This window comes from Staphylococcus schweitzeri (assembly GCF_002902405.1).
Taxonomy (GTDB): domain Bacteria; phylum Bacillota; class Bacilli; order Staphylococcales; family Staphylococcaceae; genus Staphylococcus; species Staphylococcus schweitzeri.
Genome location: NZ_PPQS01000033.1, coordinates 1 through 202, shown reverse-complemented (window position 1 = coordinate 202; position 202 = coordinate 1). Strand labels below are relative to the sequence as shown.

The window sequence follows — 202 nt, the reverse complement described above, 5'->3', positions numbered from 1 at the left end:
CGATATGTTAATGAAATTGTTGAAACGATACCTGATAGCGAATTCGATGAATTCAGACATCATCGTGGCGCAACATCCTATCATCCAAAAATGATGTTAAAAATCATCTTATATGCATATACTCAATCTGTATTTTCTGGTCGTAGAATAGAGAAATTACTTCATGACAGTATTCGAATGATGTGGTTAGCTCAAGATCAAA

1 protein-coding gene is annotated in these 202 nt (G+C 33.7%); it reads left to right on the top strand.

From position 1 onward, the window contains the following. On the top strand, window positions 1-202 hold a 202-nt coding region (locus CD116_RS06510), incomplete at both ends, for a transposase (protein WP_142381044.1).